This window comes from Streptomyces chisholmiae (genome assembly GCF_031845445.1).
Taxonomy (GTDB): domain Bacteria; phylum Actinomycetota; class Actinomycetes; order Streptomycetales; family Streptomycetaceae; genus Streptomyces; species Streptomyces chisholmiae.
The window spans coordinates 16,985-43,586 of record NZ_JAVREO010000004.1; the positions used below are offsets into that span (position 1 = coordinate 16,985).

At 74.1% G+C, this 26,602-nt stretch carries 21 protein-coding genes; 13 read left to right on the forward strand and 8 right to left on the reverse strand.

Annotated elements, in window-relative coordinates:
- Positions 1-86: 86 nt before the first annotated feature.
- Positions 87-4,805, reverse strand: a complete 4,719-nt coding sequence (locus RM844_RS07575) for an ATP-dependent helicase (protein WP_311666171.1) — start codon at positions 4,803-4,805, stop codon at positions 87-89.
- A 48-nt stretch (positions 4,806-4,853) separates the two neighbouring features.
- Between RM844_RS07575 and RM844_RS07580 the strand changes: the two genes are divergently transcribed.
- The 6 genes from RM844_RS07580 to recX all read left to right on the forward strand — a co-directional run bounded on the left by RM844_RS07580 (position 4,854) and on the right by recX (position 9,185).
- The gene (locus RM844_RS07580) at positions 4,854-5,708 is read left to right on the forward strand and encodes an AraC family transcriptional regulator (RefSeq protein ID WP_311666172.1); all 855 of its coding nucleotides are present in this window, start codon (positions 4,854-4,856) and stop codon (positions 5,706-5,708) included.
- 24 nt (positions 5,709-5,732) lie between these two features.
- Positions 5,733-6,584 carry an AzlC family ABC transporter permease gene (locus RM844_RS07585; protein WP_311666173.1) on the forward strand — a complete coding sequence of 284 codons (852 nt, stop codon included), beginning with the start codon at positions 5,733-5,735 and terminating at the stop codon, positions 6,582-6,584.
- Positions 6,581-6,892, forward strand: coding sequence for an AzlD domain-containing protein (locus RM844_RS07590; protein ID WP_311666174.1), 312 nt, complete (start codon positions 6,581-6,583; stop codon positions 6,890-6,892). Before RM844_RS07585 ends, RM844_RS07590 begins: the two co-directional genes overlap by 4 nt.
- Positions 6,893-6,932: 40 nt before the next feature.
- Positions 6,933-7,127, forward strand: coding sequence for a DUF3046 domain-containing protein (locus RM844_RS07595; protein WP_311666175.1), 195 nt, complete (start codon positions 6,933-6,935; stop codon positions 7,125-7,127).
- 294 nt (positions 7,128-7,421) lie between these two features.
- Complete coding sequence (recA, locus tag RM844_RS07600; RefSeq protein ID WP_311666176.1) at positions 7,422-8,561, forward strand: recombinase RecA; 1,140 nt, start codon at positions 7,422-7,424, stop codon at positions 8,559-8,561.
- A gap of 3 nt (positions 8,562-8,564) precedes the next feature.
- The gene (gene recX / locus RM844_RS07605; RefSeq protein WP_311666177.1) at positions 8,565-9,185 is read left to right on the forward strand and encodes a recombination regulator RecX; all 621 of its coding nucleotides are present in this window, start codon (positions 8,565-8,567) and stop codon (positions 9,183-9,185) included.
- A gap of 72 nt (positions 9,186-9,257) precedes the next feature.
- On the opposite strand, the gene RM844_RS07610 is transcribed toward recX, so the two are convergent.
- From RM844_RS07610 to RM844_RS07630, 5 genes are all read right to left on the reverse strand, one after another.
- Positions 9,258-10,826 carry an FAD-dependent monooxygenase gene (locus RM844_RS07610; protein WP_311666178.1) on the reverse strand — a complete coding sequence of 523 codons (1,569 nt, stop codon included), beginning with the start codon at positions 10,824-10,826 and terminating at the stop codon, positions 9,258-9,260.
- A gap of 69 nt (positions 10,827-10,895) precedes the next feature.
- Entirely contained in the window at positions 10,896-11,897 is a 1,002-nt protein-coding gene (locus RM844_RS07615; protein WP_311666179.1) for an amino acid ABC transporter permease, read from the reverse strand.
- Positions 11,894-12,571, reverse strand: a complete 678-nt coding sequence (locus RM844_RS07620; protein WP_311666180.1) for an amino acid ABC transporter permease — start codon at positions 12,569-12,571, stop codon at positions 11,894-11,896. The genes RM844_RS07615 and RM844_RS07620 overlap by 4 nt, the downstream gene beginning before the upstream one ends.
- Before the next feature lie 88 nt (positions 12,572-12,659).
- Positions 12,660-13,493: a glutamate ABC transporter substrate-binding protein gene (locus RM844_RS07625; RefSeq protein ID WP_311666181.1), complete on the reverse strand. Its 834-nt coding sequence runs from the start codon at positions 13,491-13,493 to the stop codon at positions 12,660-12,662.
- 155 nt (positions 13,494-13,648) lie between these two features.
- Positions 13,649-14,434 carry an amino acid ABC transporter ATP-binding protein gene (locus RM844_RS07630; protein ID WP_311666182.1) on the reverse strand — a complete coding sequence of 262 codons (786 nt, stop codon included), beginning with the start codon at positions 14,432-14,434 and terminating at the stop codon, positions 13,649-13,651.
- Positions 14,435-14,721: 287 nt separating this feature from the next.
- Here RM844_RS07630 and RM844_RS07635 point away from each other — a divergent pair, with 287 nt between their 5' ends.
- Both RM844_RS07635 and RM844_RS07640 read left to right on the forward strand, forming a co-directional pair.
- Positions 14,722-15,411 (forward strand): response regulator transcription factor, encoded by a 690-nt coding sequence (locus RM844_RS07635; RefSeq protein WP_311666183.1) that lies wholly within the window; start codon positions 14,722-14,724, stop codon positions 15,409-15,411.
- A gap of 106 nt (positions 15,412-15,517) precedes the next feature.
- On the forward strand, positions 15,518-16,972 hold the full coding sequence (locus RM844_RS07640) for a sensor histidine kinase (protein WP_311666184.1): 1,455 nt from the start codon (positions 15,518-15,520) through the stop codon (positions 16,970-16,972).
- Here the strand turns inward: RM844_RS07640 and RM844_RS07645 are convergent.
- Positions 16,944-19,991, reverse strand: a complete 3,048-nt coding sequence (locus tag RM844_RS07645; protein WP_311666185.1) for an alpha-mannosidase — start codon at positions 19,989-19,991, stop codon at positions 16,944-16,946. The two genes, RM844_RS07640 and RM844_RS07645, sit on opposite strands and share 29 nt — an antisense overlap.
- Before the next feature lie 171 nt (positions 19,992-20,162).
- Entirely contained in the window at positions 20,163-21,188 is a 1,026-nt protein-coding gene (locus RM844_RS07650; RefSeq protein WP_311666186.1) for a TAXI family TRAP transporter solute-binding subunit, read from the reverse strand.
- Between the two features lie 77 nt (positions 21,189-21,265).
- Here RM844_RS07650 and miaB point away from each other — a divergent pair, with 77 nt between their 5' ends.
- The 5 genes from miaB to dapF all read left to right on the forward strand — a co-directional run bounded on the left by miaB (position 21,266) and on the right by dapF (position 26,398).
- Positions 21,266-22,771 (forward strand): tRNA (N6-isopentenyl adenosine(37)-C2)-methylthiotransferase MiaB, encoded by a 1,506-nt coding sequence (gene miaB, locus RM844_RS07655; protein WP_311666187.1) that lies wholly within the window; start codon positions 21,266-21,268, stop codon positions 22,769-22,771.
- A gap of 312 nt (positions 22,772-23,083) precedes the next feature.
- Positions 23,084-23,791 carry a class III extradiol dioxygenase subunit B-like domain-containing protein gene (locus RM844_RS07660; RefSeq protein ID WP_311666188.1) on the forward strand — a complete coding sequence of 236 codons (708 nt, stop codon included), beginning with the start codon at positions 23,084-23,086 and terminating at the stop codon, positions 23,789-23,791.
- Between the two features lie 38 nt (positions 23,792-23,829).
- Positions 23,830-24,777, forward strand: coding sequence for a tRNA (adenosine(37)-N6)-dimethylallyltransferase MiaA (gene miaA, locus RM844_RS07665; RefSeq protein WP_394814457.1), 948 nt, complete (start codon positions 23,830-23,832; stop codon positions 24,775-24,777).
- 109 nt (positions 24,778-24,886) lie between these two features.
- Complete coding sequence (locus tag RM844_RS07670) at positions 24,887-25,483, forward strand: hypothetical protein (protein ID WP_311666565.1); 597 nt, start codon at positions 24,887-24,889, stop codon at positions 25,481-25,483.
- A 21-nt stretch (positions 25,484-25,504) separates the two neighbouring features.
- A complete protein-coding gene (gene dapF / locus RM844_RS07675) occupies positions 25,505-26,398 on the forward strand; it encodes a diaminopimelate epimerase (RefSeq protein WP_311666189.1) in 894 nt (297 codons plus the stop codon).
- The last annotated feature ends 204 nt before the right edge of the window (positions 26,399-26,602 follow it).

Here is a 26,602-nt window from a genome sequence, read left to right on the forward strand (position 1 = left end):
AGCTACGCCTGCGGCCGGAGTGAGCTGAACGCTGCCGGCCGTTCGCGTGTGTCACGAGCCGGCCCTCGGCCTTCTTCGGCGGCCGCTCAGGGGCGCAACCGGAGCCCGCGCGGCGTCGCGTGGAAGCCCGCTCCCTCCAACAGACCCACCCAGGGCGTCTCCGTGAGCGCCTGCCGCCCGTTGACCCGCTCCACGGTGAGCGAGCTGAGCGCCCCCGCCCGCACCGCCTGGGCGAGCGCCTCGACCGCCGGCCGCAGCGCCTCCTCGTCCCACGCGTCGGGCGTCCGCTCCCCCGCGGCCGGCGGCCAGGCCAGCAGGGTGCGGCCGCCGCGCTCCACGTAGAGCGTCAGTTCCCCGTCCACCAACACCACCAGGGCGCCTGCCTTCCGGCCCGGCTTGTGCCGGGCGCCCTCCGGCGGCTCCGGCCAGGGCAGGGCCGCGCCGTAGGCGTTCGCCGGATCGGCCGCGGCCAACAGGACGACCCGGGGCGTGGCCGGCGCGCCGGCCGCCCGGTCCGCCGCCGAGCCCGCGGCCCGCAGCCGGTCCACCGCGCCGTCCATGGCGAACTGGGCCGCCCCCAGCCCCTCCACCACATAGCCGCGCCGGGCCCGGCCGTTCTCCTCGAAGACCGACAACACCCGGTAGACGGCGGAGAATCCGCCGGCCACCCCCTCCGTGCCGACCGCACCCCTGGTGACCACCCCGTGCCGGTCGAGCAGGGTACGGGCCAGGGCGTGGGCGCGCAGCGTGGTGTCCTCCAGCCGGGTGGGCAGCAGGGACCAACGGCCGGCCATCGTGGGCGGCCCGCCGCGCGGGGCCAGCGGCCGGGCGGCGCCGCCCGTGCCGACGGCCAACGCGCCGTACCGGCCCCGCGGGGTGGCCCGCCGGGCGCGGTGCGCCGTCGCCCCGGCGGTGCGGCCGGAGCCGAGCAACGCCCGCAGCGGCCCCAGCGTGTCGTTGGTGAGCCGGCCCGACCAGGCCAACTCCCAGACGCAGTCGGCCAGCTCGGCCTCGCCGACCTCGACACCCGAGGCTCTGACGTGGTCGGCGAGCTGCCGGAAGAACAGCCCGTAGCCGCCGGCCAACGCGGCCAGCACCGCCTGGTGCGGCTCCGACAACTCCAGCGGATGCGGGGGCGGAAGCAGGAGCGGCGCGGAATCGGCCGGGAAGAGCGAGATCCAGCCGTCCTTGCCGGGCAGCGCCCCGGCGCCGGCCCACACCACCTCGCCGGAGGCCGTCAACTCGTCCAGCAGCTGCGGCGCGTAGCCGGCGACCCGGGCCGGCAGCACCAGCCGCTCCAGCGCCGACGCCGGCACCGCGGCGCCCTGCAGCTGCTCGACGGCGCGCACCAGCCCGTCCACGCCGCGCAGCTCACCGCGGCCGACGCCGGGCCCGACATGCTGCCAGCGGGGGAGGAACGCGGCCAGCGCGGCCGGGGGAACGGGCTCGACCTCCTGCCGCAGCGCGGCCAGCGACCGGCGGCGCAGCCGGCGCAGCACCGCCGGATCGCACCACTCGCGGCCGCTGGCGCCCGGGCGGAACTCGCCCTGCACCAGGCGCCCCTCGGCCGCCATCCGCTGCAGCGCGCCCTCGGCGACGGCCGTGCCCAGGCCCAGCCGAGCGGCGGCCTGCGTCGAGCTGAACGGGCCGTGGGTGCGGGCGAAGCGCGCCAGCAGATCGCCCAGCGGGTCCGCCACCGGCTCGGTGAACGCCTCCGGCACGCCCACCGGCAGCGCGGTGCCCAGGGCGTCCCGGAGCCGGCCGGCGTCCTCGACGGCGGCCCAGTGCTCCGCGCCGGCGATCCGCACCGACAGCGCGCGGCGGGCCGCGCCCAGCTCGGCCGCCCAGCCGGGCGCGGCGCCCCGCTCGGCCAACTCCGCCTCGGTGAGCGGGCCGAGCACCCGCAGCAGGTCGGCGACGCCCTCCACGCTCCGGACCCGGCGCTCCTCGGTGAGCCAGGACAGCTCCCGCTCCAACTCGGCCAGCACCTCGGGATCCAGCAGCTCGCGCAGCTCGGCCCGGCCGAGCAGCTCGGACAGCAGCCGGGAGTCCAACGACAGGGCGGCGGCCCGCCGTTCGGCCAGCGGGGAGTCGCCCTCGTAGAGATACTGGGCGACATAGCCGAAGAGCAGCGACCGGGCGAAGGGCGAGGGGTCGCGGGTGGTCACCTCGACCAGCCGGACCCGGCGGGCCTCGATGTCCCGCATCAGCTCCTCCAGGCCCGGCACGTCGAAGACATCCTGGAGGCACTCTCTGACCGCCTCCAGAACGATCGGGAACGAGCCGAACTCGCTCGCCACCGAGAGCAGTTGGGAGGCCCGCTGGCGTTGCTGCCAGAGCGGCGTGCGGCGGCCAGGGTCGCGGCGCGGCAGCAGCAGGGCCCGGGCCGCGCACTCCCGGAACCTGGCCGCGAACAGCGCGGAGCCGCCGACCTGCTCGGTGACCAGCTGGTCGACCTCGGCCGGGTCGAAGAGCACGTCGCCGGCGCCGACCGGCGCCACCCCGTCGTCGAAGGCCGCGTCCAGCGGTCCCGGGCCCAGCTCATCGGGGGTCAACCCGGCCTCGGCGGCCAGCAGGTCGGCGTCCGGGAGGCGCAGCACGATCCCGTCGTCGGCGTGCAACACCTGGGCGTCCAGGCCGTAGCGCTCGGTGAGCCGGGCGCCCAGCGCCAGCGCCCACGGGGCGTGCACCTGCGCGCCGAAGGGGGAGTGCACCACGATCCGCCAGTCGCCGAGCTCGTCCCGGAACCGCTCGACGACGATGGTGCGGTCGTCCGGCACGTGGCCGCAGGCCGCGCGCTGCTCCGCCAGGTAGGACAGGACATTGTCCACCGCCCACTCGTCCAGCCCGGCGGCGGTCAGCCGGGCCCGGGCGGCCGTCTCGTCCAGGGCGCCGACCTCCCGGAGGAAGGCGCCGAGCGCGCGTCCCAGCTCCAGCGGGCGCCCCAGCTGGTCGCCCTTCCAGAAGGGGAGCCGGCCCGGCACCCCGGGCGCCGGAGTGACCAGCACCCGGTCCCTGGTGATGTCCTCGATCCGCCAGGAGGTGGTGCCCAGCGTGAAGACGTCGCCGACCCGGGACTCGTAGACCATCTCCTCGTCCAGCTCGCCGACCCGGCCGCCGCCCCGCCGCGGGTCGGAGCCGGCCAGGAAGACGCCGAACAGGCCGCGGTCGGGGATGGTGCCACCCGAGGTGACCGCGAGCCGCTGGGCGCCGGGCCGGCCGCTGACCGTCCCGGCGACCCGGTCCCACACCAGGCGGGGCCGCAACTCGGCGAAGGCGTCCGACGGGTAGCGCCCGGCGAGCATGTCGAGCACCGAGTGGTAGGCCGACTCGGGGAGCGCGGCGAACGGCGCCGCCCGGCGCACCAGCGACAGCAGCTCGTCCACGTCCCAGCTGTCCAGCGCGGTGATCGCCACGATCTGCTGGGCCAGCACGTCCAGCGGGTTCGCCGGCACCCGGAGCGACTCGATCGCCCCGGTCCGCATCCGCTCCGTCACCACCGCTGACTGCACCAGATCGCCGCGGTACTTGGGGAAGACCACCCCGGCCGAGACCGCGCCCACCTGGTGGCCCGCCCGGCCCACCCGCTGGAGCCCGGAGGCGACCGAGGGCGGCGACTCGACCTGGACCACCAGGTCGACCGAGCCCATGTCGATGCCCAACTCCAGGCTGGAGGTGGCCACCACAGCGGGCAGCCGGCCGGCCTTCAGGTCCTCCTCGATCTGGGCGCGCTGCTCCTTGGCGACCGAGCCGTGGTGCGCCCTGGCCAGCACCGGGGGCGCGCCCGAGCCGGCGCCGGAGCCGCCCATCAGCTCGGCGGGGCCGTGATCGACCGGCAGGCTCTCGCCCGTCGCCCGCTCGTAGCCGATCTCGTTCACCCGGTTGCACAGCCGCTCGGCGAGGCGGCGGGAGTTGACGAAGACGATGGTGGAGCGGTGTGCCTGGATCAGGTCGACGATCCGCTCCTCGACCGAGGGCCAGATCGACGGCCGGTCCTCCCCGGCGACCCCCTCCGGCACCGGGGAGCCGCCCAACTCGCCCAGGTCGGGCACCGGCACCACCACGGACAGCTGGAACTCCTTGCCCGACGGCGGCTGCACCACGGTCGCCCGGCGCCGCGGGGACAGGAAGCGGGCCACCTCGTCCACCGGCCGGACCGTGGCCGACAGCCCGATCCGCCGGGCCGGCCGCGGCAGCAGGGCGTCCAACCGCTCCAGGGAGAGCGCCAGATGGGCGCCGCGCTTGGTGCCGGCGACGGCGTGCACCTCGTCCAGGATGACCGTCTCCACGCCGGACAGCGCCTCCCTGGCGGCGGAGGTCAGGAGGAGGAAGAGCGACTCCGGGGTGGTGATCAGGATGTCCGGCGGACGTCTGGCCAGGGCCCGGCGGTCGGCGGCCGGGGTGTCACCGGTGCGGATGCCGACCCGGATGTCCGGCTCCGGCCGGCCGAGCCGGACGGACTCCTGCCGGATGCCGGTGAGCGGGGAGCGGAGGTTGCGCTCCACGTCGACGGCGAGGGCCTTCAACGGGGAGACGTAGAGCACCCGGCAGCGTCTGAGTGGCTCGGCGGGCGGCGGCTCGGCGGCCAGCCGGTCGAGCGAGGCGAGGAAGGCGGCCAGCGTCTTGCCGGAGCCGGTGGGCGCGACGACCAGCGCGTCGGACTCCTCCCGGATCGCCCGCCAGGCACCCTCCTGGGCTGCCGTGGGGGCGTGGAAGGCGTGGCTGAACCAGGCCCTGGTGGCCGGGGAGAATCCGTCGAGCACCGAGCCTGGGCCCCCCGGGCGCGCTTCGTTCGTACCGCTCATGGGCCCCATCGTGCACCCCACCACTGACAGCGACGCACAATGGCCGGCATGACCGCGCGGAAGTCCGTCGGGGAGACGGCACGCCACTGGGTGGCCCCGGAGCTGCCCGGGGTGGACCTGCTGCGCGCCCGCTATGTCCGGCGGGTGTTCATTCCGCACACCCACCCGACCTTCGTGATCGCCGCCATCACCGAGGGGGTCGAGGAGTTCCGGCACCGGGGCAGCCTGGAGCGGGCCGGGGCCGGCGGTCTGGCGCTGATCAACCCGGACGTCCCGCACACGGGGCGGGCCGGGGTACCGGAGGGCTGGGCCTACGGCGCGCTCTATCCGACGGCCGAGGTGGTGGACGCGGTGGCCGCCGAGCTCCTCGGGCTGCGGGGCACGGCCTGGTTCACCCGGCCGGTGCTGCACGATCCGGTGGCGGTGCGGATGGTCGGACAGGTGTTGCGCGCCGTCGAGGAACGGCAGGCGCTGGCCGCCGACAGCCTGTTGCGGCTGGCCGTCGCGCGGTTGCTCAAGACGGCGGGTGGGGGACGACCGCGTGGTGTGGCGCGCGACGCCGGCGCGCAGTTGGCGGCGCGCGCCCGCACGGAGCTGCTGGACCGGCTGACCGACCCGCCCACGCTGGCCGAGCTGGCGCACCGGCTGGGCACCGGCCCGTTCGCCCTGCTGCGGGCCTTCCGGGCCCGGTACGGGATGCCGCCGCACGCCTGGCTCACCGATGTCCGGGTCCGCCGGGCCCGGGAGTTGCTGGACGCGGGAGTGCGGCCGGCGGAGGCCGCCGTCGCGGTCGGCTTCACGGACCAGTCCCACCTGCACCGCCACTTCCGGCGCGTGGTGGGGGTGCCACCGGGGGCCTATCAGCGGGAACGCGGTGCAAGAACGTACAAGACCGATCGATAAAGGTGCGATTAGCGTCTGGTCGTGATGGAAAAACGGACAGACCTGTCGGACCCGGCCGTTCCGGCGGCGGTGGCACCCGCCGCGGGGCCGACGGCTTCGACACACCCCAAGGACCTGGTGGGCCAGGTGGTTCCGGCGGACCCGCGGGTCGCGGCCGCGCAGCGCCGGGCGACGGTAAGGGACGCGCTGGGCGTGGGCCTCGCGGTGGGGCTCTCGGGGTTCGCCTTCGGCGTCACCGCGGTCTCCAACGGGCTGAGCGTGCCGCAGGCCATGGCGCTCAGCCTGCTGGTCTTCACCGGCGCCTCGCAGTTCGCGCTCGTCGGCGCGCTGGCCGGGGGCGGCAACCCGGTCACCGCGGCCGCCGGCGCCTTCTTCCTCGGCGCGCGGAACTGCTTCTACGGCCTGCGCCTCGCCTCGGTGCTGCGGCCGTCCGGGCGGCTGCGCCCGCTGGTCGCCCACTGGGTGATCGACGAGACCTCGGCGGTCGCCCTCGCCCAGCCCAACCGCCGGCTGGCCAGGCTCGGCTTCCTGGTGAGCGGGGCCACCCTCTTCGGCTGCTGGAACCTGACCACGTTGGTGGGGGCGCTGGGTGCCGGCTCGATCGGCGACCCCGCGGCCTGGGGGCTGGACGCCGCGTCGCCCGCGGTCTTCCTGGCCCTGCTGGCGCCGATGCTCCGCTCGACGGCGGAGCGGGCCACCGCCGCGCTCGCGGTCCTGCTCGCGCTGGCCTGCCTGCCGCTGCTGCCGGCCGGGGTGCCGGTGCTGGTGGCCGCGCTGGCGGCGCCGCTGGTGCTGCTGTGCTCCGGCCGGCGCGTCGCGGCCGGTGAGGCCGGTGCCGCGGACGGTCCCGGGGGGTCGCGGGAGGTGGCACGGTGACGACCTGGTTCGCCATCGGCCTGACGGCGGCCGGCTGTTACCTGGCCAAGCTGCTCGGCCTCGCGGTGCCGCCCAGCTCGCTGGAGCGTCCCCTCGTGCGCCGGCTGGCCGTGCTGCTCCCGGTGGCGCTGCTGGCCGCGCTGACCGCGCTGCAGACGATGGCCGGCGGGGACGGCACGGTGGTGCTCGACGCCAGGCTGGTGGGGCTGCTCGCCGCCGGGGTCGCGCTGGTGCTGCGCGCCCCGTTCCTGGTGGTGGTCGGGGCCGCCGTGCTGGTCACCGCCGGCTGCCGGGCGCTCGGCGGGTGACCGCGCCAGAGCCCGCGCCGCTTGCGGGGATACTGGGCCCATGCGGTTGACGGACTTCTGGGAGCGGATGGCGGAGCAGTTCGGCGCGAGCTACGCGGACTCCTTCGCCAGGGACCATGTGATGTCGGAGTTGGGCGGCCGCACCGTCTGCGAGGCGCTGGAGGCCGGGTGGAGCGCCAAGGAGGTCTGGCGGGCGGTCTGCGTCGCCGTCGACGTGCCGAGCCACCTGCGGTGACGCGCGACACGCTGTCGGCCGTGCCGTGGCACGCGGTTGGCGCGCCGGTGGCCGCCGGCTGACCTGCGCGGGAGCAGAGGGGTTGGGGGCGGCCGTGGCGGTCCGCCCGGTGGCCTCGTGGCCACGGCGTCCCGGGCGCCTCGCTTGACACAAAAATCGAACAACTATTCTTATGGAGGGTGCGGATATGGCCTTCGGACCGCTGCGCGCGCTGTGCGTCGGGGCGATTGTCAGTGGGGGGCGCTAGCGTCCGTGGTTGTGAAGCGAACGAATCAGACGGACCGGGTGGCTCCCATGACAGGTACGGACCGCGAGAAGGCGTTGGACGCCGCACTCGCGCAGATTGAGCGGCAGTTCGGTAAGGGCGCGGTGATGCGCCTGGGTGAGCGGCCGGATGAGCCGATCGCGGTCATCCCCACCGGTTCCACGGCCCTTGACGTGGCCCTGGGTGTCGGTGGGCTGCCCCGCGGCCGGGTGGTGGAGGTCTACGGCCCGGAGTCATCGGGTAAGACCACGCTCACCCTCCACGCGGTGGCGAACGCGCAGAAGGCCGGCGGCACCGTCGCCTTCGTCGACGCCGAGCACGCGCTCGACCCCGAGTACGCCAAGCGGCTCGGGGTGGACGTGGACCAGCTGATCCTGTCCCAGCCGGACAACGGCGAACAGGCGCTGGAGATCACGGACATGCTGATCCGCTCCGGCGCCCTCGACCTCATCGTCATCGACTCGGTGGCGGCCCTGGTGCCCAGGGCGGAGATCGAGGGTGAGATGGGCGACTCCCATGTCGGCCTCCAGGCCCGGCTGATGAGCCAGGCCCTGCGGAAGATCACGGGCGCGCTCAGCCAGTCGAAGACCACCGCGATCTTCATCAACCAGCTCCGGGAGAAGGTCGGCGTGATGTTCGGCTCCCCGGAGACGACCTCGGGTGGCCGGGCGCTGAAGTTCTACGCCTCGGTGCGGCTGGACATCCGCCGGATCGAGACCCTCAAGGACGGCACCGACGCGGTGGGCAACCGGACCCGCGTCAAGGTCGTCAAGAACAAGGTCGCCCCGCCGTTCAAGCAGGCGGAGTTCGACATCCTCTACGGCGTCGGCATCAGTCGGGAGGGCGGCCTGATCGACATGGGGGTGGAGCACGGCTTCATCCGCAAGTCCGGCGCCTGGTACACCTACGGCGGCGACCAGCTGGGCCAGGGCAAGGAGAACTCGCGGAACTTCCTGCGGGACAACCCCGACCTGGCCAACGAGATCGAGAAGAAGATCAAGACGAAGCTGGGTATCGGCCCGAAGTCCGAGACGGCGGAGGCCGAGCCGGGCAAGGACGCGGGCAAGGAAGCGTCCGACGCGGTCGCGGCCCCGCCGGCGCAGGCGACCAAGCCGGCGGCGTCCGCCAAGACCGCCAAGGCCGTGAAGGCCGTCGCGGCCAAGGGCTGACGGATGACCCGGCGCAGCGACTGGCCCGAGTCCCCGCCCCCCGCCTCGGCGGGCCCCGGCTCCGGCCCCGCTCCTCGCCTCGGCGAGCGGCGGCGGCCGGCGGCCGGGCCCCCGGCCGATCCGGTGGAGCGGGCCCGGGGCATCTGCCTGGCGCTGCTCGCGGGGACGCCCCGCACCAGACGGCAGTTGGCCGACGCGCTGGCCCGCAGGGAGATCCCCGAGCCGGTCATCGCCGAGGTGCTCGACCGCTTCGAGGAGGCCGGGCTGATCGACGACGCGGCCTTCGCCGCCGCCTGGGTGGAGTCCCGCCACCACGGCCGGGGTCTGGCCCGGCGGGCGCTGGCGCGAGAGCTGCGGACCAAGGGGGTGGCCTCGCCGCTGATCGAGGAGGCCGTCGCCCAGCTGGAGCCGGCGGACGAGGAGGAGACCGCCCGGGCCCTGGTGGCCCGACGGCTCCCGGCCACCCGTGGCCTGCCGACGCCCAAGCGGATGCGGCGGCTGGTCGGGATGCTGGCCCGCAAGGGGTACCCGGAGGGCCTGGCCCTCCGAGTGGTCAGGGAGGCCCTGGAGCGGGAGGGCCAGGACACGGACGACTGGGAGGACTATGCGCCCGATACCCCGTGAGACCGGCTCCGGTCGGCGCCGCGGCGCGCCGCCACGTCGGCGAACGTCCCCCGACCCGGCGAACGTCGTGCCTCAGCGCTCGCCGGCCGGTTCGGCGGGTCGGTCCACGCCGCGCAGGTGGCGGACGGCCTCCCGGAGCAGCTCCGTGTGGGCGCCCGGCAGACAGGCCGCCAGGTGGCCGTCCGGCCGCACCAGCAGCACGGTGTGCGCGCCGGCCCCCGGATACTCCTCGGTGACCAGCAGTTCCGCCGGTAGTCCCAGGGTCTCGGCGACGGCGGCCAGTTCGGGCATCAGTCCGGCCGACAGCCAGTGCCTGGCATCCCAGACCCGGGCGCCCGGCGCGGTCAGGACCAGCAGCAGCGGCCCGCCCAGCCGGTCCCGCAACCGCGCCCGGCTGCCGTCCAGCGCGGTCACCGCGACATCGGTCACCCGCGCGCCCACCCGGGTGGTCGCCGCCGCGGTCGCCGCCGTGCCCAGCGGCCCGGTGACGTACTCCGGCGGCCCGCCCAGCGCGCCCCGGCCCAGGTGCCCGTCGCCCAGCAGGGCGGCACGGCTGCGCCCGCGCCCCGGGAGCCGACCGGCCAGCCCGCCGCGGCCGCGCACCAGCGGCAGCGCCTGGTCGACGGCGCGCAGCCGGCCGCCGACCGCCCCCCGCCGCTCCGTCTGGTAGCTGTCCAACAGGCTCTCGGTGGCGCCCAGATGGCTGGCGACTGCCAGCTTCCAGGCCAGGTTCTGCGCGTCCCGCAGTCCCTCGGTCACCTGCTGGGTGCCGAGCGCGCCCAGCAGGTGGGCCGCGTCGCCGGCCAGGAAGACCCGGTCCACCCGCCAGCTGCGGGCCAGCCGCTGGTGGCATATGTGCACGCCGGTGTCCAGCAGCTCGTAGGGCGGCGGCTCGCCGTCGTGCCAGTCGGTCAGGGTGCCGGCCACCCGGCGCAGCAGCGCCTCCGGGGTCACCAGCCCCTCGTCCGGCGGCAGCGGCCAGTCCAGCCGCCACCGTCCGCCGGTCAGCGGGCGTACCGTCACCTCGCCCACCGAGAGGCCGCGGTGCAGCCCCGCCTCCCCCGGCCAGGGCAGTTCGGTCCGGAGCGCGGCCACCGCGTACCGCTCCACCCCGGTGCGCCCGGGGAACGGGACGCCCAGCAGCTTGCGCACGGTGGAGCGGGCCCCGTCGCAGCCCACCAGATAGCCGCCGCGCCACTGCCGGTTCTCCTCGCGGCGCCCGTCGGTGGGCCGGAACACGCTGTGCGCCAGCAGGTCGCCGTCGCGCTGCTCGAAGTCGGTGAGCCGGTGGCCGCGGATCAGCCGCACCAGCTCGTGGCGGGTGACCGCCTCCCGCAGGGTCGCCTCCAGCACGTGTTGGGGCAGGTGCCGGGGCGCGTCCTCGGGGCCGAAGGCGTGGTGCTCGACCTCCCGCCCCCGGTGCACGGTCCGCCAGGCGGACCAGGTGGCACTCTCCCGGTGTGCCCCGGGGAGCGTCGACCACCGTGCCACGTCGGGTGCCAGGACCAGGCTGCGGGCCGGCCGTGGGGCGGGTGGCCCGTCCGATCCGTCCAGTACGACGGACGGCACATCGTGCCCGGCCAGGGCAAGCGCCAGCGCGAGCCCCGTAGGGCCCGCGCCGACGATGATCACGGGCAGCACAGCACGTATGGAACCCAGCGCCGCCGCTACCGTCAAGTCGGCCTCGGCGCGCGCCGGTTGTGCGCCCGGTCAGGAACTGCCCGGAGCGGGGCCACCGTCCCCCGTGCCGGAGCCGGTTCCGGTTCCCGCCGACGGCAGGTCGGTGCCGCCCGGCAGGGTCGCGCCCTTGCCCAGCGCGGGGGCCGGCAGCCCCGCACCGGCGGTCTGGCTCTCCTCGCCGGCGTCGTGCGGGACGACCGCGCCGGTGCCGCGCCGACCCCGCCTGATGCGTCCTTCGAGCCAGCCGGCGAAGCCGGTGAGCAGGAAGTTCACCGCGATGAAGAGGGCCGCGGCGACCGTGTAGGCGGCGATGGTGTTGCTGTAGTTACCGGCCACCAGACGGGTGTTGCTGAGTAGTTCGCCGTAGCCCAGCATCGCGCCGCCGAGCGCGGTGTCCTTGACGATGACCACCAACTGGCTGACGATCGCCGGCAGCATCGCGGTGACCGCCTGCGGCAGCAGCACGTAGACCATCGCCTGGGTCTTGCGCATGCCGATCGCGTTGGCCGCGTCGGTCTGGCCGCGGGGCAGCGAGAGCACGCCGGCCCGCACGATCTCGGCCAGCACCGAGGCGTTGTAGAGCACCAGGCCGGTGATCACGGCGTACATCGGACGGATGTCCCGGTCGATGTTGGCCCACTCCGCGAACGCCTGGTTGGCGAAAATCATCAGGAGCAGCACCGGGATCGAGCGGAAGAACTCGACGATCACGTCCGAGGGACGCCTGATCCACCAGTGCTGCGACATCCGCCCGATGCCCAGCAGGGCACCCAACGGGAGCGCGATCACCAGGGAGAGCGCCGCCGCGGTCAGGGTCTCCTGCAGACCCGGCAGCAGGTAGGTGGTCCAGACCCGGGAGTCGGTGACGAACGGGTCCCACTTGGCCAGGTCCAGCTGGTTCTTGTCGTTCAGCGCGGAGAGCACCCACCAGGCGAACGCCGCCAGCGCGGCGACGAACACCACGGAGATCAGGACGTTGCGCTGCCTGGCGCGCGGCCCCGGAGCGTCATAGAGAACGGAGGTCTTGCTCATCGCTTCACCGCCACGCGCTTGCTCACCCAGCCGAGGAACAGGCCGGTCGGGAGGGTGAGAACAATGAATCCAAAGGCGAACACCGCCGCGATCGGGAGGAGTTGGGCTTCCCTCTCGATCATGTCGCGCATCAGCAGGGCCGCCTCGGCGACGCCGATGGTGGCGGCCACCGTGGTGTTCTTGGTCAGAGCGATCAACACGTTCGCCAGCGGGGGCACCACCGAGCGGAACGCCTGCGGGAGGACCACCAGGGTCAGCACCTGCGTGAAGCCGAGCCCCAGCGCCCGCGCCGCCTCGGCCTGCCCGACGGGCACCGTGTTGATGCCGGAGCGCAGCGCCTCACAGACGAAGGTGGAGGTGTAGACGATGAAGCCGAGCACGGCCAGCCGGAACGCCAGCGAGTTCGGGTCGGAGCCGTCGGTCCACATCGTCACCCCCATCGTGAAGTAGAGCCCCTGCGAACAGGCCACGATGATCAGCGTGAGCGGGGTGTTCCGCAGGATGTTCACGTAGGCGGTGCCGAAGGCCCGCATCACGGGGACCGGGCTGACCCGCATGGCGGCCAGGGCGGTCCCCCAGATCAGCGAGCCGATCGCGGAGTAAACGGTGAGTTCCACCGTGGTCCAGAACGCCCCGAACAGGTCGTACCGGTCGAGATCAAGGAAATCGAGCACGGAATCTCTCAGTCTCGCCTAGGGGTTGGGAATGAGTGTGGCGTGCCGCCGCGTGGACGGCACGCCACCGGGTGACCTAGATAGGGGTTCAGCTGGTCTCGGTGATCTCCGGAGCCGGCTCGGCCGCGTAGTTGGCCGGGCCGAAGTGCTCGTCGATCGACTCCTGCCAGGCGCCCTCGTCCACCATGGCGGTGATCGCCGCGTTGATGTCGTCCCGCAGCTCGGTCTCGCCCTTGGGCACGCCCACGCCGTAGTACTCGTCGCTCAGGTTCAGACCGGCCAGCGCGAACTTGCCGACGTTCTGCTCCTGCGCGGCGTAGCCGGCGAGGATCGAGTCGTCGGTGGTCAGCGCGTCGACCGTGCCGTTCTCCAGGCCGGTCAGACACTCGGAGTAGGTGGCCAGCTCGTGCAGCCCGGCGCCCGGGTACTGCTCGCTGAGGTTGGCCGCCGAGGTGGAGCCACCGACCGAACACAGCATCAGGTCGGCGATCTCCTCCGGGTTGGACACCGACTCGCCGTCCCGGATCAGCAGGTCCTGGTGCGCGACGAAGTAGGGACCGGCGAAGTCCACCATCTCCTTGCGCTCGTCGGTGATCGAGTAGCTGGCCACGATGAAGTCGACGTCGCCGCGGTCGAGCATGGTCTCGCGGTCACCGCTGGGCGACTCGACGAAGTTGATCTGGTCGGGCTCGTAGCCCAGCTCACCGGCGATATAGGTGGCCACGTCCACGTCGAAGCCGACGAACTCGCCGTCCGGGGTCTTCAGGCCCAGGCCCGGCTGGTCGTACTTGATGCCGACGTTGATCGTGTCGCCGCCACCGTCGCCGCTGCCACCCTCGTCGTCGCCACCACCACAGGCGGTCGCGGCGAGGGAGAGGGCGAGCACGCTGGCGGCGATGGCACTGGCCTTGCGGAGTCTCATGGTGGCTGTGTCCTTAGGGTCGAGGAAGTGCGGTACGGGGGTGCGAACGCCGTGCGGGGCGCGGGATCAGTACCGTGGGCCGGTGCTGAGCCGGTGGTGCTGAGCTTGTTCGGTGCTGCGAGGTCGGTGCCGCCCGTCGGTGCGGGCGGCCCGGGTCAGTGCTGGAGGATCTTCGACAGGAAGTCCTTCGCCCGGTCGCTGCGCGGGTTGTCGAAGAACTGGTGGGGCTCGGCCTCCTCGACGATCCGGCCGTCGGCCATGAAGACCACCCGGTTCGCCGCGGAGCGGGCGAAGCCCATCTCGTGGGTGACCACGACCATGGTCATCCCCTCCCGGGCCAACTGCTGCATGACCTCAAGGACCTCGTTGATCATCTCGGGGTCGAGCGCCGAGGTGGGCTCGTCGAAGAGCATCACCTTGGGCTCCATGGCCAGCGCGCGGGCGATCGCGACCCGCTGCTGCTGACCACCGGAGAGCTGTGCCGGGTACTTGTCGGCCTGGTTGCCCACACCCACCCGGTCCAGCAGCGTCCTGGCCTTGGCCTCCGCGTCTTCCTTGCTGACCCCGCGGACCTTGATCGGTCCCAGGGTGACGTTCTGGAGCACGGTCTTGTGCGCGAAGAGGTTGAACGACTGGAAGACCATGCCGACGTCGGCGCGCAGCCGGGCCAGCTCCCTGCCCTCCTCGGGCAGCGGCTTCTCGTCGATCGTGATCGTGCCGTCGTCGATCGTCTCCAGCCGGTTGATCGACCGGCAGAGCGTCGACTTGCCGGACCCCGAGGGCCCGATCACGACGACCACCTCGCCGCGCTTGATGGTCAGGTTGATGTCCTGGAGGACGTGCAGCGCACCGAAGTGCTTGTTCACGCTGTCCAGGACGACCAGGTCCTCCGCCAGGGACGCGGCATCCGCGGGGTCCTTGGTCAGCGGCGCATCGCTCATCGTGGAGTTGCTCCATCCTCGTCGGTTGCAGGGACCCTAGTCAGCTGGGCGATGAAGCGTCAGCAGATCTGAGCGGAAATTGAGCATAACGATCCGGCCGCTTGATCTTTCACGGACAGTGACCTGTCGTGTCCCTGAGGTAGCATAGAGTGACGGAATCGTTCCGTGACGTAGACATGTACCCCTCACCTGCTTCAATCGTCCTCGTAGCGCCGCTTCAGAGTGTCAGACGGAGACCGCCGAGGGCCGTCCGCTGAACGGGAACCCACGGAAGGGGGACACGAGGGGTGCGCCTGCTCCTGGTGGAGGATGACGAGCACGTGGCCGCCGCGCTGGTGGCCGTGCTGAAACGGCACGGCTTCGAGACCGTCCGGGTGCGGTCGGGCGAGGAGGCGCTCGCCCAGCTGCGGGGCGGCGGCTTCGGTGTGGTCCTGCTCGACCTGGGCCTGCCCGACCTGGACGGCTTCGAGGTCTGCGGGCGCATCCGCCGGCTCACCTCCACCCCGGTGATCATGGTCACCGCCCGTGCCGACGTGCGGTCGCGGATCCATGGCCTGCACCTGGGTGCCGACGACTACGTGGTCAAGCCCTACGACACCGGTGAGCTGCTGGCCCGTATCCACGCGGTCAGTCGGCGGACCGGGGGCGAGGAGCCGGCCGGGCCCGAGGAGACGTCGCCCGAGGTGCTGGTCCTGGGGCCGATGGTGGTGGAGCTGGCGGCCCGTCGGGTGGAGGTGGACGGGGCGGCCGTGGTGCTGACCCGCAAGGAGTTCGATCTGCTGGCGCTGCTGGCCCAGCGGCCCGGGGTGGTGTTCCGCCGGGAGCAGATCATCAGTGAGGTCTGGCGGACCAGCTGGGAGGGGACCGGGCGCACCCTGGAGGTGCACATCGCCTCGCTCCGTGCCAAGCTGCGGCGGCCGGAGTTGGTGGAGACCGTCCGGGGCGTCGGCTACCGGCTGGCGGTGCCCGGCCTCTGAGCCGGCCGGCCGGGAGCCGGCGCCCCGCCGCGGTGCGTTGCGGCCGGGCGGAACCACGGAGTGAACGAGCGGGTCGGGTGACCCGGAGAAGGACAGGGATTGATCGGTGCGTGCCCGTCTTCTTCCCCTGTTGATCGTTCTGCTGACCGGAGTGCTGCTGGCGCTCGGCATCCCGCTGGCCACCAGCCAGGCCAGGAGTGAGCAGCAACGGGTGGTCGTGGACCGGATCGACGACACCGCCCGGTTCTCCTCGCTCGCCCAGTTCGCCGCTGTCTCGCCCGCCGACGACAGCCACCACGAGCCGCTCGCCACGCTCCGCGAGGAGCTGCGGCGCTACCACGAGGTGTACGGCATCAAGGTCGGCGTCTTCCGCCGGGACGGCCGGGCCATGGCGGTGGCACCCGAGGGCTGGCACGCCCCCGGCGGCACCGGCGGCAAGGAGTTCGCCGAGGCACTGGCCGGCCGCCGCAGCCAGGGGCCGTCCCAGGTCTGGCCCTGGGACAGCGAGCGCACGCTGGTGGTGGCCTCGCCGGTGATCCGGGACGGCGACGTGATCGCCGTGGTGGTGACCGAGTCGCCGACCGGGCCGCTGCGCTCCAACATCCTGCAGAGCTGGCTGCCGATGCTGCTGGCCGAGGGGGCGGCGCTGCTGCTCGCGGTGGCGGCCGCGTTCCAGCTCACCCGCTGGGTGCTCCGCCCGGTGCGGGTCCTGGACCGGGCCACCCACCACATCGCCACCGGGCGGCTGACCGCCCGGGTGGCGCCGGCCGGCGGGCCACCGGAGCTGCGCCGGCTCGCGGTCTCCTTCAACGAGATGGCCGACCATGTGGAGGAGGTGCTGGAACAGCAGCGCGCCTTCGTCGCCGACGCCTCCCACCAGCTGCGCAACCCACTGGCCGCGCTGCTCCTGCGCATCGACCTGCTGGGCCTGGAGCTGCCCGAGGACAGCGAGGAGTTCGCCTCGGTGCGGGCCGAGGGCAAGCGGCTGGCCCAGGTGCTGGACGGGCTGCTGGACCTGGCGCTGGCCGAGCACAGCGCGGCCGACACCCGGGTGGTGGACGTGGCCGCGCTGGTCGCCGAGCGGATCGACGCCTGGCGGCCCGTCGCCGACCAGCGCGGTGTGCGGCTGCGCCGGTCCGGGCCGGTCGCCGTGACCGGTTGGGCCGACCCGGTCGGCCTGTCCAGCGCGCTGGACGCGGTGATCGACAACGCGTTGAAGTTCACCCCGCCAGCCGGCCTGGTGCTGGTCACCGTGGAGCCGGGCCGGGACGCGCTGACCGTCGAGGTCGCGGACACCGGCCCCGGCGTCACGGACGAGGAGCTGGAACGGGTCGGCTCACGCTTCTGGCGCAGCCACCGCCACCAGAACGTCCACGGCTCCGGGCTGGGGCTCTCCATCGTGGGCGCCCTGCTGGCCGCCGGCGGCGCCCGGATCGCCTACGCGCACAACGAGCCCACCGGGCTGCGGGTGATCGTGACGGTGCCCCGGCACGCGCCGGAGCCCGCCACGCTCCCCGCGGCGTTCGACCGGCTCAGCCCCGGTGGGACAAGCGAAGCGTGAGGATCTGGAAGGGGCGCAGGCTTACCGCCACGCTCCCCTCCGTCACCTCAAGCGCCGGCTCGTCCGCCAGCGGGCGCTCCAGCAGGTCGGTCACCGCCACCCCGACGAGCGGCAGGTCGACGCGCAGCCGCCCGGTGGCCCGCCGGCCGCCCGACTCGTAGAGCCGCACCACCAGGTCGCCGCCGCCGTCGTCGGCCAGCTTGACCGCCGAGACCACCAGGCTGCCCTCCCCGCCCGGCTCGACCACCTCGACCAGCGGCGCCACCTCGGCACCACCCGGCACCGCGCGCTCCGGCAGGTTGATGCGGTGGCCCTCCCGCACCGCGTCGGCCAGCTCGGCGCCCGGCACCAGGCCGAAACGCAGCCGGTGCTCGCCCTGGTCGGTCTCCGGGTCCGGGTAGCGGGGCGCGCGCAGCAGGGAGAGCCGCACCGTGGTGGTCTGCCCGCCGTCGGGCCGGACGTCCCGGGTCACGTCGTGGCCGTAGGTCGAGTCGTTGACCACCGCGACGCCGTAGCCCGGCTCCGCCACCCGCAGCCAGCGGTGCGCGCAGATCTCGAACTTGGCGGCCTCCCACGAGGTGTTGGTGTGGGTGGGCCGGTTGACGTGGCCGAACTGGGTCTCGGCGGCGGACTCGTCCGCCTTCACGTCGAGCGGGAAGGCGGCCTTGAGCACCTGCTCGCTCTCCCGCCAGTCGAGGTGGGTGTCGAACTCCACCACCCGCGCGCCGGGGCGCAACACCACCAGCTGCACCACTCGGGAGGCGCCGAACGCGCGGGTCACCCGCACCGTCGCCGCCCCCTCGTCACCCGCGTCCGGCTCGACCAGCTCCAACGACTCGACCGCCACCAGGTCGCGCACCCGGTTCCGGTAGAACTCGTCCAGGTCCCAGGCGTCCCAGGCGTTGGGGAAGTCCGGGTGGAGCTGGAGCAGGTTGCCCGCCAGGCCCGGTGCCACCGCCTCCCGGCCACTGGCCAGATCCACCGCCGAGACCAGCAGCCCGCGCCCGTCGACCGCCACCCGCAGCAGTCCGTTGTCCAGCAGGTAGCCGCCGTCGGCCCGCTCGGTCACGGCCACCGGCGGCCGCGCGCCGGCCGGCCGGCGCGCGGCGCCGCCGGCCGGCACCCCGTCCCGCTCGTGCGGCGCCGCGTTGAAGACCACCGTGTCCTGGCCCGGGCCGGTCAGCGCCCGCTGCGCCGCGTCCACCAGCCCGAGCAACTCGGCGCGCAGCCGGGCATAGGTCTCCCGCGCCTCCCGGTGCACCCAGGCGATGGACGAGCCCGGCAGGATGTCGTGGAACTGGTGCAGCAGCACCGTCTTCCAGATCCGCTCCAGCTCCGCGTACGGATAGGCGTACCCGGGCACCCGCAGCGCCGCGGTGGCCGCCCACAGCTCCGCCTCACGGAGCAGGGACTCGCTGTGCCGGTTGCCCTGCTTGGTCTTGGCCTGCGAGGTGTAGGTGCCGCGGTGCAGCTCCAGATACAGCTCGCCGACCCAGACCGGGGCGTGTGGATACTCCTCGTGCGCCTTCGCGAAGAACTCCGCCGGCCGCTCGATCGCCACCCGCGGCGAGCCCTCCAGGTCCCGCGTCCGGCGGGCCCGGGCCAGCATCTCGCGGGTGGGACCGCCGCCGCCGTCGCCGAAGCCGAACGGCACCAGGGAGCGGGTGCCCCGGCCCTTCTCCCGGTAGTTGCGCGCCGCGTGCGCCAGCTCCCGGCCGCTCAGGTCCGAGTTGTAGGTGTCGATCGGCGGGAAGTGGGTGAACACCCGGGTGCCGTCGATCCCCTCCCACCAGAAAGTGTGGTGCGGGAAGGCGTTGGTCCGGCTCCAGGAGATCTTCTGGGTGAGGAACCAGCGCGAGCCGGAGAGCTTCACCAACTGCGGCAGCGCCGCCGTGTACCCGAAGGAGTCGGGCAGCCACACCTCCTCCGTCTCGATCCCGAACTCCTCCAGGAAGAACCGCTTCCCGTAGACGAACTGCCGCGCCATCGCCTCGCCGCCGACCATGTTGGTGTCGGACTCCACCCACATGCCCCCGACCGGCACGAAGCCGCCCTCCGCGATCCGCCGCCTGACCCGCTCGAACAGCTCCGGCCGGTGCTCCTTCAACCAGTCCAGCTGCTGCGCCTGGGACATCGCGAAGACCAGCTCGTCCGACTCCTCCAGCAGCGCCACCACGTTGGCCGTGGTGCGGGCGACCTTGCGCACCGTCTCCCGCAGCGGCCACAGCCAGGCCGAGTCGATGTGCGCGTGCCCGACCGCGCTCAGCCGGTGCGCCGAAGCGTGCGCCGGCGCGGAGAGCACCCCCGCCAGCTGGGCGCGCGCCGCGGGCGCGCTGCCCGCCACGTCCGCCAGGTCCACCGCGTCGAGCGCCGCCTCGACCGCCCGCACCAGCTCGAAGCGGCGGGCGTCGTCCGTCGACAGCTCGGCCAGCAGCGAGCCCACCACCTCCAGGTCCGCCACCAGCTCCCAGACCTCCGCCTCGAAGACCGCCAACTCGGCCCTGACCAGCCGGTAGAGCGGCTCCTCCGGGGCGGTCAACCGGTCCCCGAGCACGGTCGGCCGCGGCTCGGCGAGCGTCGGGTTGGCCGCCGCCTCGACCAGGAAAGCGACCTCCTCCCCGCCGCGCGCCGCCCGGGCCACCGGCACCCAGTCGTTCTGCGGGTGCAGCCCCTTGACCACCGTGCCGTCGGGCCGGTGCACCAGGCCCTCGCACTGGAAGCCGGCCAGCCGCCGGTCGAAGCCCAGGTCCACCCTGGCCTCCACCCGCAGCCCGGCCCACTCGGCCGGCACCCGCCCGGTCAGCCGGAACCAGCTGGTGCCCCAGGCCGGCCCCCACCGCTCACCGACCTCCGCCGGCCGGTAGGGGGCGGCCAACGCCTCGGCCACCGGCACCGGCTCGCCCGGCGCGTCCCAGCGTTCCGGCGTCAGCGGCACCGCCGCGCCGTACACCGCCGGCCTGATCCGCTCGTCGAGCACCCGCCGCAGTCGCTGCTCGACAAGATCACGGTCGTCGTGCATGCCAGATGACTCCTTCGCTCCTGTGGTGCGGTCGTCCCGGGAAGAAGGTGAACCAGCCGGAACAGCGACAAACGGAAAGGAGCGGAAAGAAGCGTGCCGGGCGAGAACCGGACAGAAACGGTCAGGTAGGGCCGGCGAGGCGTCGCCGCCGGCCGGAGCCGCGCGGATCGGCTACGACTTGACCGACCGGTAGTAGTCCCGGGCGCCCGGGTGCAGGTCCAGCGGCTGGGTGTAGATCGCGGTCCGCAGATCCACCCGTTGGGCCGCGTGTACCTCACGTCCGATGCGGTCCCGGCCGTTGATCACCGAACGGGTGATCTGCTCGGTCAGCCGGTCGTCCGTGCTGTCCGTGGTGAGCAGCAGGTTCGCCACCGCCAGGGTGTCGATGCCCTCGGTACCGGGGATGCCCGGATAGGCGTCCGGCGGCATCACCGCCGCCCGGTAGTGCGCCGTGTACCCGCCGTCCCCCCGCTCGGCCAGCTCGGGCAGCAGGTCGCCCAACGGCACCAGCCGGATCTCGGTGAAGGCCGCGAGCTGCTCCACCGCCGAGGTCGGCAGGCCACCTGACCAGAAGAAGGCGTCCAGCCGCCCGGCCTCCAGCATCCGCGGCATGCTGTCGATGCCGAGCCGGACCGCCGTGACGTCCCGCTCCATGTCCAGCCCGGCCGCGGTCAACAGCTCCCGGGTCACCAGCTGCACCCCCGACTGGTCCTGGCCGACCCCGACCCGCAACCCCGCCAAATCCGCGGTCCGTTCCACCGGGGAGTCCACCGGCACCACCAGGTGCATGTAGTCGTCGTACAGCCGGGCACAGGCCCGCAGCCGCTCCGCGCCCGCGCCGCCGGCCTGCTGGTAGGCGGCGATCGAGTCGGCGGTGGCGATGGCGAAGTCGGCGCTGCCGTTGAGCAGCCGCTCGATGTTCTCCACCGAGCCGGCGCTCTGCATCAGCTCCATCTCCAGCTGCGGCGCGTCCCCGTTCAACTGGCTGCGCAGCAGCTGGCCGTAGCGGGCGTAGACACCGCTGCTCACCCCCGTGCTCAGGGTCACCGAGCCGGACGGCCGGTCGGTGGTGTCGAAGAGCGGCCGGGACACCACCGCGACCAGCGCCAACAGCAGCACGGCGGCCCAGGCGAGCAACCGCCGCCGCCGGGGCGCGAGGGCCGGCGGCCGTCGCGGTCCTGGTCCGTCCGAAGCCATCCGAGCAACGTATCAGCGGACCGTAGACTTGGGCACGGCCAGCCTGCTCCCTGATCGATGTGGATTGAGTCCTTCCCATGCCGCTTCCCTCCGCGCCCGCCCCGCGCACCTACCAGGTCCGGACGTTCGGTTGCCAGATGAACGTCCACGACTCGGAACGCATGGCCGGGTTGCTAGAGGAGGCCGGCTACGTCCCGGCGGACGAGCGCGACGAGGCCGCCGACATCGTCGTCTTCAACACCTGCGCCGTCCGGGAGAACGCCGACAACCGCCTCTACGGCAACCTCGGCCAGCTGGCGCCCAAGAAGGCGGCCCGCCCCGGCATGCAGATCGCCGTCGGCGGCTGCCTGGCGCAGAAGGACCGGGACACCATCACCCGCCGCGCGCCCTGGGTCGACGTGGTCTTCGGCACGCACAACGTCGGCAGCCTGCCGGTGCTGTTGGAGCGCGCCAGGATCGAGCGCGAGGCGCAGGTGGAGATCGCCGAGTCGCTGGAGGCCTTCCCCTCCACCCTGCCCACCCGGCGGGACAGCGCCTACGCCGCCTGGGTCGCGATCTCCGTCGGCTGCAACAACACCTGCACCTTCTGCATCGTGCCCGCGCTCCGCGGCAAGGAGAAGGACCGCCGGCCCGGCGACATCCTGGCCGAGGTGGAGACCCTGGTGGCCGAGGGCGTCATCGAGATCACCCTGCTCGGACAGAACGTCAACGCCTACGGCTCGGACATCGGCGACCGGCGGGCGTTCTCCAAGCTCCTGCGCGCCTGCGGCTCGATCGAGGGCCTGGAGCGGGTCCGCTTCACCTCCCCGCACCCCAGGGACTTCACGGACGACGTGATCGAGGCCATGGCGGCCACCCCCAACGTGATGCCCCAGCTGCACATGCCGCTCCAGTCCGGCTCGTCCCGGGTGCTGAAGGCGATGCGCCGCTCCTACCGGCAGGACCGCTACCTGGGCATCATCGAGAACGTCCGCGCCGCCATCCCGGAGGCGGCCATCACCACGGACATCATCGTGGGCTTCCCCGGCGAGACCGAGGAGGACTTCCAGGAGACCCTGCACGTGGTCCGCGAGGCCCGCTTCGCCCAGGCGTTCACCTTCCAGTACTCCAAGCGGCCCGGCACCCCGGCGGCCGAGATGGCCGACCAGATTCCGAAGGAGGTCGTCCAGGAGCGCTACGAGCGGCTCGTCGCCGTGCAGGAGGAGATCTCCTGGGCGGAGAACAAGCGGCAGGTCGGCCGCACGGTCGAGGTGCTGGTCGCCGAGGGCGAGGGCCGCAAGGACGACGCCACCCGCCGGCTCTCCGGCCGCGCCCCGGACAACCGCCTGGTCCACTTCACCCGGCCCGAGCAGCCGGTCCGCCCGGGCGACCTGGTCACCGTCGAGATCAGCTACGCCGCCCCGCACCACCTGCTCGCCGAGGGCGCGGTCAAGGCGGTCCGGCGCAGCCGCGCCGGTGACGCCTGGGAGCGGCGCACGGCGGCCCCCGCCCCGGCCGGCGGCGGCGTGCTGCTCGGCCTGCCCACGATCGGCGCGCCGCCCGCGCCCACCGAGCCGGTGGGCGGCTGCGGCCTCGCCCACTAGGGCGCCGCGGCGGTCCCCGGGGACTCCGTCCGGGGGTGCCGCAGCGACGGGAGAGCCGTGCCGCGGCACCCGCGGGCGTCCCGGGCCTGGCGGCCGACCTGGCCCACGGCGAGCCGGCCGGGAGGCCCCGGGACCCGAGGCCAGGTGAGACGGGGTGCCGAGGCGCTGGTCGGCCCGGGGCCCGGACGGGTCCGGAGGACCCCGGGCTGGGGAGAGGCCGGGCTGGGAGAGGCCCGGCGCCGACGCCCGCGACGCTCCGCGGACCCAGGTCGGGCCGCGCCCGGTCGGCCCTGGCCGGCTAGGCTTTCGATCATGCTCGTCGCCGCCGCAGTCTGCCCCTGCCCGCCCCTGCTGATCCCGGAGGTGGCGGCCGGCGCCGCCGCCGAGCTGGACGCGGCGCGCGCCGCCTGCTTCGACGCCGTGGCGGTGCTGGCCGCGGCCAGACCGGACCGGCTGCTGCTGGTCGGCGCGGCCGACCCCGCCGAGAGCGGCGGCTACCCGGCCGGCAGCCGCGGCTCCCTGCGCGGCTTCGGGGTGGCGCTGGACGTCACCCTGGGCCGCGGCGAGCCCACCGAACGCGCGCTGCCGCCCTCGCTGACGGTGGGCGCCTGGCTGCTGGAACGCACCCGCTGGCAGGCCGCCGAGGTCGCCGCCCTGGCGCTGGCCGAGGCGGCCGACCCGACGGACTGCCTGGCCGGCGGCCGGGCCCTCGCCAAGGAGGACGGCCGGCTGGCGCTGCTGGTGCTGGGCGACGGCAGCGCCTGCCGGTCGGCCAAGGCACCCGGCGCCTTCGACGACCGGGCCGAGCCCTTCGACCAGGCGGTCGCCACCGCCCTGGCCACCGCCGACACCGGGGCGCTGGCCGGCCTCGACCCGGTGCTGGCCCGCCAGCTGCACGCGGCCGGCCGGCCCGGCTGGCAGCTGCTGGCCGGCGCCGCCGAGGGCGGCGACCTGGCCGGCCGGCTGCTCTACGACGAGGCGCCCTACGGCGTCGGCTACCTGGTCGCCAGCTGGTCCTGACCGGCGGACGACCCGGCCCGTTCTGCGAGACTTCCCCGGTGCACACCACTCACCGCGCCCCCCGAGTCATCGCCGTGGTCGGCCCGACCGCGGCGGGGAAGTCCGACCTGGCCGTGGCGCTCGCCCAGCGACTCGGCGGCGAGGTGGTCAACGCCGACTCCATGCAGCTCTACCGCGGCATGGACATCGGCACCGCCAAGCTCACCCCGGCCGAGCGCGGCGGCGTCCCGCACCACCTGCTGGACGTCTGGGACGTGACGGTCACCGCCAGCGTCGCCGAGTACCAGCGGCTGGCCCGCGCCGCCATCGAGGAGCTGCTGGCCAGCGGCCGGGTGCCGATCCTGGTCGGCGGCTCGGGGCTGTACGTGCGCGGCGCCCTGGACAAGCTGACCTTCCCCGGCACCGACCCGGAGGTGCGGGCCGCGCTGGAGGACGAGCTGGCCCGGGCCGGCAGCGGGCCGTTGCACGCCCGGCTGGCGGCCCTCGACCCGCCGGCCGCCGAGGCGATCCTGCCCAGCAACGGCCGGCGGATCGTTCGTGCCCTCGAGGTCATCGAGATCACCGGGCGGCCGTTCACCGCGCAGCTCCCGGAGCCGGGCGAGGACCGCGCCCACTACCCCGCGCTCCACCTCGGCGTGCGGGTGCCCCGGCCGGAACTGGACGCCAGGATCGCCACCCGGGTGGACCGGATGTGGGCCGCGGGGCTGGTGGACGAGGTGCGGCGGTTGGCCGACCGGGGGCTGCGCGAGGGGCGCACCGCCGCCCGTGCCCTGGGCTACCAGCAGGTGCTGGCCGCGCTGGACGGCGAGTGCGCCGAGGCGGAGGCCAGGGCGGAGACGATCCGGGCCACCCGGCGCTTCGCCCGCCGCCAGGAGAGCTGGTTCCGCCGGGACCCCAGGGTGCACTGGCTGGACGCCGGCGAGGAGGTCGCGACGACCCTTCAGAACCGCGCCTGGGAGTTGGTCGAACGGGCGGTCACATCCTGATCACGTGATGGCATCGGGACGCTCGTAGCGGCGGGGAGTGCGCCACCGGCGTGCCATCATCGAGCCGATGCTACGACCGGGAACCGTTGAGTTGGGAGGGCGCGTGGCGATGGAGGCCGGCCCTCGTGAGACCAGCGGAACGACCGAGCGGGCGGGCGAGGCCGCGCCGTCCGTGCCGCGCCCGGCGGACGGCGCCGCCGGCCACCCGCCGGAGCCGGCGGACGACGAGCACCCGCTCGTGCCGGCCCCCCCGGACGGCGAGGCGCTGCGCCACGCCGACGTGCTGGAACCCCTGACACCGCTGGACGCCCTCGACCCCCGCGACCCGCTGGACGCGCTTGACCCGGTGGCGGACGAGGCCGAGCGCGTCGAGTCCTACGCCGATCTGCGGCCCCCGCGCCGGCTCCGGCTGGCGGTGATCGCTCCCATCGTGGTGCTGAGTCTGCTCGGCTCGCTGATGTTCGCCTTCCCGCTGGCCTTCGCCTTCGACGAGGCGGGTGCGGTGGTCGCCATGCTCGGGCTGCTGATCGGCTCGTCGGCCGCCGGCTGGGGCATGATGGCCGCCCGCCGGGTCGGCTACACCTGGCCGGGAGTACCGCCGCGCGGCTCGGGCCGCCGGCCGGACTGGCGGCTGCTGCTGCTCTACGCGGTGGCCCTCGCCCTCGCCCTGGCGCTGGCCGTCTGGCGGGTGGCCGGCCTGCGCTGACCCGCCGACTACGATCGTCGGATGGGCACCGCACAGCAGTCCGTACCGTTCCTCAAGGGGCACGGCACGGAGAACGACTTCGTGATCATCCCCGACTTCGACGGCCGGCTCGCGCTCGACGCCGCCGCGGTGGCGCGGCTGTGCGACCGCCGGGCCGGGATCGGTGGCGACGGGCTGCTGCGGGTGGTCCGCTCGGCCGCCCATCCGGAGGCGGTCGCCCTGGCCGACCAGGCCGAGTGGTTCATGGACTACCGCAACGCCGACGGCAGCGTCGCCGAGATGTGCGGCAACGGCCTGCGGGTCTTCGCCCGCTACCTGCGCCACGCCGGCCTGGCCAAGGGCCGGGAGCTGGCGGTGGCCACCCGGGCCGGGCTGCGCCGGGCCAGGTTCGCCGAGGACGCGGACGCCGGGCCGATCACCGTGGCGATGGGCCGGGCCCGGCTGCCCGGCGGGGCCGCGGCCTCCGTCACGGTCCGGGTCGGCGAGCTGAGCTGGCCGGCGCACCAGGTGGACATGGGCAACCCGCACGCCGTCGCCTTCGTCGACGACCTGGCCCAGGCCGGCCCGCTGTTGACCGCGCCTGAGGTCCGCCCGACCACGGCCTATCCGCACGGCACCAACGTCGAGTTCGTGGTGGACCGCGGCGCCCGCCACGTGGCGCTGCGGGTGCACGAGCGCGGCTCGGGGGAGACCAGGTCCTGTGGCACGGGCGCCTGCGCGGTGATGGTGGCCGCCGCCCGCCGGGACGGCCACGACCCGGCCGCGGACGGCCGGCCGGTCAGCTACACGGTGGACGTGCCGGGCGGCCGGCTGGAGATCACCGAGGCGGTGGACGGCACGGTGACGATGACGGGGCCGGCGCTGATCGTCGCCGAGGGGGTCCTCGTGCCGGAGCTGCTGGCGGCGGCGGGCTGAGCGGGCTGACACCCCGACAGGCCGAACAAACGTCACTCCCCGGCCGAGTACCCCTCTCTTTCGGCCACGTTCGTCAGAACATACGTCACCTGAATGGGTGATCCCAGGCGATCGGGACGGCGGGTGGTCATCCCCCCGTGGTGGGCTCGGTAGCATCAAGCACCGGCGCCGCTGCGGGACCGTCCCATCGCCACGGGATGACCG

What these genes read in the sequence shown, in the direction of transcription:
- RM844_RS07645 (WP_311666185.1), bottom strand. Translation starts at nt 19,991, where the DNA reads ATGCACGACGACCGTGATCTTGTCGAGCAGCGACTGCGGCGGGTGCTC.
- RM844_RS07615 (WP_311666179.1), bottom strand. Translation starts at nt 11,897, where the DNA reads ATGAGCAAGACCTCCGTTCTCTATGACGCTCCGGGGCCGCGCGCCAGG.
- RM844_RS07670 (WP_311666565.1), top strand. Translation starts at nt 24,887, where the DNA reads ATGGAGGCCGGCCCTCGTGAGACCAGCGGAACGACCGAGCGGGCGGGC.
- miaB (WP_311666187.1), top strand. Translation starts at nt 21,266, where the DNA reads ATGCCGCTTCCCTCCGCGCCCGCCCCGCGCACCTACCAGGTCCGGACG.
- recA (WP_311666176.1), top strand. Translation starts at nt 7,422, where the DNA reads ATGACAGGTACGGACCGCGAGAAGGCGTTGGACGCCGCACTCGCGCAG.
- RM844_RS07580 (WP_311666172.1), top strand. Translation starts at nt 4,854, where the DNA reads ATGACCGCGCGGAAGTCCGTCGGGGAGACGGCACGCCACTGGGTGGCC.
- RM844_RS07575 (WP_311666171.1), bottom strand. Translation starts at nt 4,805, where the DNA reads ATGAGCGGTACGAACGAAGCGCGCCCGGGGGGCCCAGGCTCGGTGCTC.
- RM844_RS07660 (WP_311666188.1), top strand. Translation starts at nt 23,084, where the DNA reads ATGCTCGTCGCCGCCGCAGTCTGCCCCTGCCCGCCCCTGCTGATCCCG.
- RM844_RS07650 (WP_311666186.1), bottom strand. Translation starts at nt 21,188, where the DNA reads ATGGCTTCGGACGGACCAGGACCGCGACGGCCGCCGGCCCTCGCGCCC.
- dapF (WP_311666189.1), top strand. Translation starts at nt 25,505, where the DNA reads ATGGGCACCGCACAGCAGTCCGTACCGTTCCTCAAGGGGCACGGCACG.
- RM844_RS07625 (WP_311666181.1), bottom strand. Translation starts at nt 13,493, where the DNA reads ATGAGACTCCGCAAGGCCAGTGCCATCGCCGCCAGCGTGCTCGCCCTC.
- recX (WP_311666177.1), top strand. Translation starts at nt 8,565, where the DNA reads ATGACCCGGCGCAGCGACTGGCCCGAGTCCCCGCCCCCCGCCTCGGCG.
- RM844_RS07630 (WP_311666182.1), bottom strand. Translation starts at nt 14,434, where the DNA reads ATGAGCGATGCGCCGCTGACCAAGGACCCCGCGGATGCCGCGTCCCTG.
- RM844_RS07585 (WP_311666173.1), top strand. Translation starts at nt 5,733, where the DNA reads ATGGAAAAACGGACAGACCTGTCGGACCCGGCCGTTCCGGCGGCGGTG.
- RM844_RS07595 (WP_311666175.1), top strand. Translation starts at nt 6,933, where the DNA reads ATGCGGTTGACGGACTTCTGGGAGCGGATGGCGGAGCAGTTCGGCGCG.